The organism is Thermogutta sp. (assembly GCF_014359955.1).
Lineage (GTDB): Bacteria > Planctomycetota > Planctomycetia > Pirellulales > Thermoguttaceae > Thermogutta.
The window spans coordinates 1-5,475 of the sequence record NZ_JACIYL010000245.1 but is presented as its reverse complement, the minus strand read 5'-3'; the positions used below and the strand labels follow the sequence as shown (position 1 = coordinate 5,475).

Sequence of the window (5,475 nt, the reverse complement as noted above, 5' to 3'; positions counted from 1 at the left end):
GTTAAGGTTGTTTTGCAGGCCGGTGTGAGTATCAAAAGGTCTACCCGTGAATAAGAACAGAGTATCTATCGCCGGGTTGCTCTCGGCCGTCACCCGGCCAAAGGCGTCATAGATGAGGTGATTGACCACAGTGGTCATATCGCTGCCCGAATCATAATTGGCAATATCGCGGACCGTGTTCAAGTGGTCCGTCAAGGTCCACTGTACGGTTTCATCAGCACCGTTGTCAACATTTTCCTCAGCCAAAATCTCATCCACCGCCGGGCCCCACAGGTAACGCTGCCGCAGGTGGCCGAGTGACGTCTCGTGCCAAGTACCCCTCTTCAAGACCGCTGGTTCACCGGAACTCAGCCTAACCCTGGCAACAGCCTGAGCTACTTGGTTAAGTCCAACACAGAAAGTGATACCTGAGAGAGCAGTCTACCCACAAGTTCAAGTTTCTTGGCTACCACATTACTGCACTTCCCTTGGAAGTCGCACGCCTTCGACGCGATCTGCGGGGAGCGCGCAACTCTTGCGCCAAACCTAGCGTTTTTCGTTTATGGGCGGCTGTTCGCTAATGCGAGATTCAAGGTTGCCGCCCGCTTCCGCGAGTTCCCGTACCAATTTTTGGATAATACCGAAGAGCATCACGTTAACCGTTCGGGCAACCATAAGAGCAGGCACAAGAATTACTAACGCCACGCCACCTCCAACGTATGCCCCACGTGAGAGAACGATACCAAGCACGATGCACGCCACCCCAACGACGATGGCAACCAATATGCCTACAATCGTGATCATGTGCGCGCGCCGAAGGTTGCACCGCATGGCTTGGCGGATCATTCGGAGCTCGTCTGGTGTGAATGCTTGAGCCATTCTGATTGGGCCTCCTCGAAGGAAGGTCAATTAAAAGGTCGGCAGAATAGGGCCCGACGCGGAATACATCAAGCGATTGCAGAAGTTGCGAATTTTCGATTGCGCCATGTGCAAAACCGTGGTGTATGATTTTACTCTTCAAGATCCTCTAGGCGAAGTCCTTTCTTATCCCAGATTTCTACAAGCTTCTGGATGATACACCGGTAGAAAATAACGGTGCGAATCAACCATACGGTCACCATTCCAGCGATGAAAGAGGCCAATGCACCAATTGCCAGCCCCTCATTCGAGAGTATTAAGGCCGAAATCAAAAAAGCCAGAGTGAATCCCAACACCGCAACTGTTGCACCTAGTGTAGCGAGTTGAGCGGTCCAACAGCTTGCCTGCATTATACGTTCGATGGCCGAACGTTCCCTAGCGCTTAAAGAGCTCATAATTTGACTCCAATAGCGGTAGCAATCGCTAAAGCTTTGGCATGCAGCTGCTCGGTCTGCTGTCTAAGATGATAGAGATACGCAACCGCATTGTAGCACCCGGCGTCCAAGCATACGTCTATCGCTCCTGCGGTGGCAGCGACTGTGGAGGCTGCTGCACCAATACAACCCACTACCTGGGCCACATCTATAGCTCCCGCCCCCTCGCCAGGTGAAAATGCAAAGGCACATAGGGCGGCGGTAGTGCCGGCCAAAACGCTAGCCATGCTAACCTGTGTTACGCACATAACTATTTTCCTTACGCGTGGCGTTTGGCCCAGTGGATCGTGTTCAGTGTTTGGTGAGTTTCCCACATACCGATACAAATTTCCATCCCCGCCCACGAAGCCAATGGGATCCTCACTCATCCACCGGCCGACCCGAGCATCGTACCAGCGGTTGAGGTTGTTTTGAAGTTGGGTGTCACTATCGAATGGTCTACCGGTGAATAAGAAGAGACTATCAATAGTCGGATTGCTCTCCGACGTGACCCGGCCAAAAGCGTCATAAATGAGGTGGTTGACCACGGTGGTCATGTCGCTGCCCGAATTATACTTGGCAATGTCCCGAACCGTGTTGAGGTGGTCCGTCAAGGTCCATTGTACTGTTTCATCAGCCCCGCTGTCAACGTTTTCCTCAGCCAAAATCTGATCCACCGCTGGACCCCAGAGGTAACGCTGCCGGAGGTGGCCGAACTGCACCTCACGCGAATAGGACGGTACATTGCAACCCAGGGCAGGAAATCCGGTTATCATAGAACTCTCGCCGAATCCTTCCGCGCACACCAACTGTTTCACATCCTGTAAATTCTGCCTATTTACCGCTATAGTCTCATATTTGCTTTCACCCTGGCCCATTACTCTTCGTAAGTGTCTTCGGTTGATTCCTGACCCGGTGGGCACCACAAGTCCGAGCGCACAGTTCCCACAAAATCAGATGCCGCCGGGTCAACGTGAGTGTCGCCAACGACAACCATCTTCAGGATCCTCTGCACAATCCCCGTGTAACGTCATTATAATCTGGTGGTTGTGAGTGGTTGATAGAAAGACGAGCAAAGTAAGATAGCCAATCGGACAGGACGGAAGGATGGCGAGACGCAAGCAAGATCAGCAGCGGACGTTGGCAACAGCAAGCTTCGACGTGATGCGGAAACCCACGCGGCGGCAGCGATTCCTCCAGATGATGGACAAGGTCATGCCCTGGCAGGAATTGATAAGCCTTGTCGAGCCGTTCTATCCGAAAGGCGATGGTCCGGGACGTCCTGTCACGCCGCTGATTTGGATGCTCAAGCTGTATTTTCTCCAGATCTGGTACAAGCTCTCGGACCCGCAGACGGAAGAACTGATGCACGATAGTCATGCGGTGCAGGAGTTTTTGGGCCTGGATCTGGGGAAGGACGCCCCGCCGGACGAGACCACGATTTTGCGGTTTCGGCACTTGATCGAGAAGCATCAGCTTGGTCCCAAGCTCCTGGACGTGATGAACCGGCACCTGGCCAGGCATGGGGTGGACATCCGGGGTGGGACGATCGTGGACGCCACGGTGATCCATGCCCCGACTTCCACGAAGAACGAGGCGAAGAGCCGGGACCCGGAGATGGGGAGCACGAAGAAGGGGGAGCAGTGGTCTTTTGGGGCGAAGGTGCATGTGGGCGTGGACAGTGAGACGAAGGTCATTCACTCGGTGAGTGTGACGCCTGCCAACGTGCACGACAGCCAGGCCCTGCCTCAGCTGTTGCATGGCGGGGAGACGCGGGTTTACGGTGACAAGGCCTATGTGGGACAAAAGGAGGTGATTCGGGAGAGGGCGCCCCGGGCGAGGGATTATACGGAGCGGAGGGGGAGCCGGGGATGCCCGTTGAGTGAGCGGGAGAAGGAGAAGAATCGGTGGAAGTCGCGGATTCGCTCGCGGGTGGAGCATGTATTCGGGGTGATGAAGCACATCTTTGGCTGGCGGAAGGTGCGATTTCGGGGGATTTACAAGAACCTTCAGCATGCCTTTGCGGTGGCAGCGAGTGTCAACATTTATCTTCATCGTCATGTGTTATTGCGGAGGATGGGGGCGATAGCAAGTGGTTAGGGCGCTGATGGTGCGCGCCCACGGGGCGATCGATCGATAAAGCGGGCAGAATAGATAAGATAGACGACGATCAATCGGCAATAAATATTCACTTGTCTAGCTTAAAAACCATTACCAAGACCACAACAGACCGAAATCAGTCAAAACTGCGAGTTGTTCAGAGGTTCCCTTCGATTATACCGCGGTGGTAACGCTTCACGGAGTGGTGAATCCAGGCCGCCCCAGGTAGAACGCTATGAGTCTCAGCTAAACACGTTTCCTTCCCCACAGAACTAACTTGCGCTGAAGTCAAGTTGGAAGAGGATACGAAACGTTATATTCAGCCAAAAATACAACACCTCCAAATGCTGGTCGCCTAAAACGGGGGCATCGGGGGGAATCACATATTTGGTCGATTTGCGGAACCAGACATTTGCCAGACCAATTGGAAGCGAAATGCCTGTGCTCAATTGCATGAGTAACCGTGAGTGCTTGCTTAAGGGGTATGCATATTCGATCCTCCCGATCATAACTTCGTACAGGAAGACCTCCCATGCTCTCCTTCCGCCTAGAATTCTCGGCCACAGACTTTTCTCTCTTGGCAATTGCTCCTCAACCATACGCCCCAGCACCCTACCACAGGCGAAAAACTGCGTTATTCTCGGTAGGGAGGCGAACTCAACACACTCAAGAACAAGCCCCGACGCAAGACGCGCACAAACGTAAAAACGAACTGGATCGGTCTTACTGCAGGTCCTACAATAGAATACTTCTCCGGCTGCGCTCCCAGACATCGTATCCTTCAAGCCATACCAACCCTCGGATTCCGAACCCCAGCGGGTCGCAAAAGCAATCGCCCTTAACGGGATATCCTTTTCAATGTCTGGTCTAAAATGAAGCCCCCGACGCGCTCTGTCTACGCAAGCACTATAGGGGATAGACGCGAAACTACTTTGCTGGGACATTTGCATGGTGTCAACGGAAACTGTTCAGGACTGAGCAATGCTGTCATGGTTAGAAGCCGAATGAATAAATCAAGACGCTTGGAGTACACGCTTCAGCGGAGTATTCCCTGACGTATTCCCATTTCCGATTGCTCCACCAAGTTTCCAATTTGAGAAAAGCCCAAATGCGGAAGCGGGCAGCGACGCATGTCTGGAGAGTAACATTACAGGTGTGACCAGCACAGGCCAAACAGACAGTTGACTTGACGTTCACTCCCCCCCGGATACCCGCACCAACGTTGATCCATCCACCTTTGCCCTCCGCTTGTCCAAGAAGGCCACCTTCAACGTACACGCTAAAGCACCCGCTGCCGCTCAACTTGTCGTTGCAGCCATTATAGGCGAAGGCCACGCTGCCAGCAGCACCAGCGCGGAAGTAGAGACCATACTCAAAACTCACGTACTGGAAGTCTTTCTTTCCTTGGACGCCCTTGGCATACAATGACGCCCCGATTGACCCTGCAACACTTGGCTTCCAATTCCCATCTCTGCAGCACACTTCGCATCGCTTTATCTGGACGTAGAAGCGCCCATCCAGTTCGACATCTGGGAGTCCTAATGCAGCCATCGCGCGAGTCACGAGACCAGGGATGCTGTATTGCCACCGGATTGCATCACGGGTGCAGTTGCGAACAGTACCAGAGTCACCGGCACCCGTATCCTCAAGCCCATAAGGGTCAACGAACAGAACGGAATTGTTGTGGCAGTAGCGGTAGACGTTGATGTCAGCTTCAATCGGGTCCTCGCTCAGCCAGCGGCCGACCCGAGCGTCATACCAGCGGTTGAGGTTGTTTTGAAGCTGGGTGTCACTATCGAATGGTCTACCGGTGAATAAAAACAGACTATCGATAGTCGAATTACTCTCCGACGTGACTCGGCCAAACGCGTCGTAGATGAGATGATTGACCACCGTGGTCATGTCGCTGCCCGAATCATACTTGGCAATATCCCGGACGGTATTCAGGTGATCCGTCAGCGTCCACTGTACAAGGTCGGCCGTGCCGCCGTCAACGGCTTCCTCGGCCAAAATTTGGTCCACAGCCGGGCCCCACAGGTAACGCTGCCGCAGGTGGCCCACCTGC

6 protein-coding genes are annotated in these 5,475 nt (G+C 53.7%); 1 reads left to right on the top strand and 5 read right to left on the bottom strand.

The features are described from left to right. From H5U08_RS09185 to H5U08_RS09170, 4 genes are all read right to left on the bottom strand, one after another. A partial coding sequence (locus H5U08_RS09185; protein ID WP_297032364.1) for a hypothetical protein occupies nucleotides 1-327 on the bottom strand: 327 nt, incomplete at its 3' end. Between the two features lie 198 nt (nucleotides 328-525). Next, nucleotides 526-858, bottom strand: coding sequence for a hypothetical protein (locus H5U08_RS09180; RefSeq protein WP_297032363.1), 333 nt, complete (start codon nucleotides 856-858; stop codon nucleotides 526-528). A 131-nt stretch (nucleotides 859-989) separates the two neighbouring features. Then, on the bottom strand, nucleotides 990-1,292 hold the full coding sequence (locus H5U08_RS09175; protein ID WP_297032362.1) for a hypothetical protein: 303 nt from the start codon (nucleotides 1,290-1,292) through the stop codon (nucleotides 990-992). Then, entirely contained in the window at nucleotides 1,289-2,188 is a 900-nt protein-coding gene (locus H5U08_RS09170) for an RHS repeat-associated core domain-containing protein (protein ID WP_297032361.1), read from the bottom strand. The genes H5U08_RS09175 and H5U08_RS09170 overlap by 4 nt, the downstream gene beginning before the upstream one ends. A 286-nt stretch (nucleotides 2,189-2,474) precedes the next feature. Between H5U08_RS09170 and H5U08_RS09165 the strand changes: the two genes are divergently transcribed. Continuing rightward, complete coding sequence (locus H5U08_RS09165) at nucleotides 2,475-3,410, top strand: IS5 family transposase (RefSeq protein WP_297032365.1); 936 nt, start codon at nucleotides 2,475-2,477, stop codon at nucleotides 3,408-3,410. Between the two features lie 993 nt (nucleotides 3,411-4,403). On the opposite strand, the gene H5U08_RS09160 is transcribed toward H5U08_RS09165, so the two are convergent. Next, on the bottom strand, nucleotides 4,404-5,475 hold a 1,072-nt coding region (locus H5U08_RS09160; protein WP_297032360.1), incomplete at its 5' end, for an RHS repeat-associated core domain-containing protein.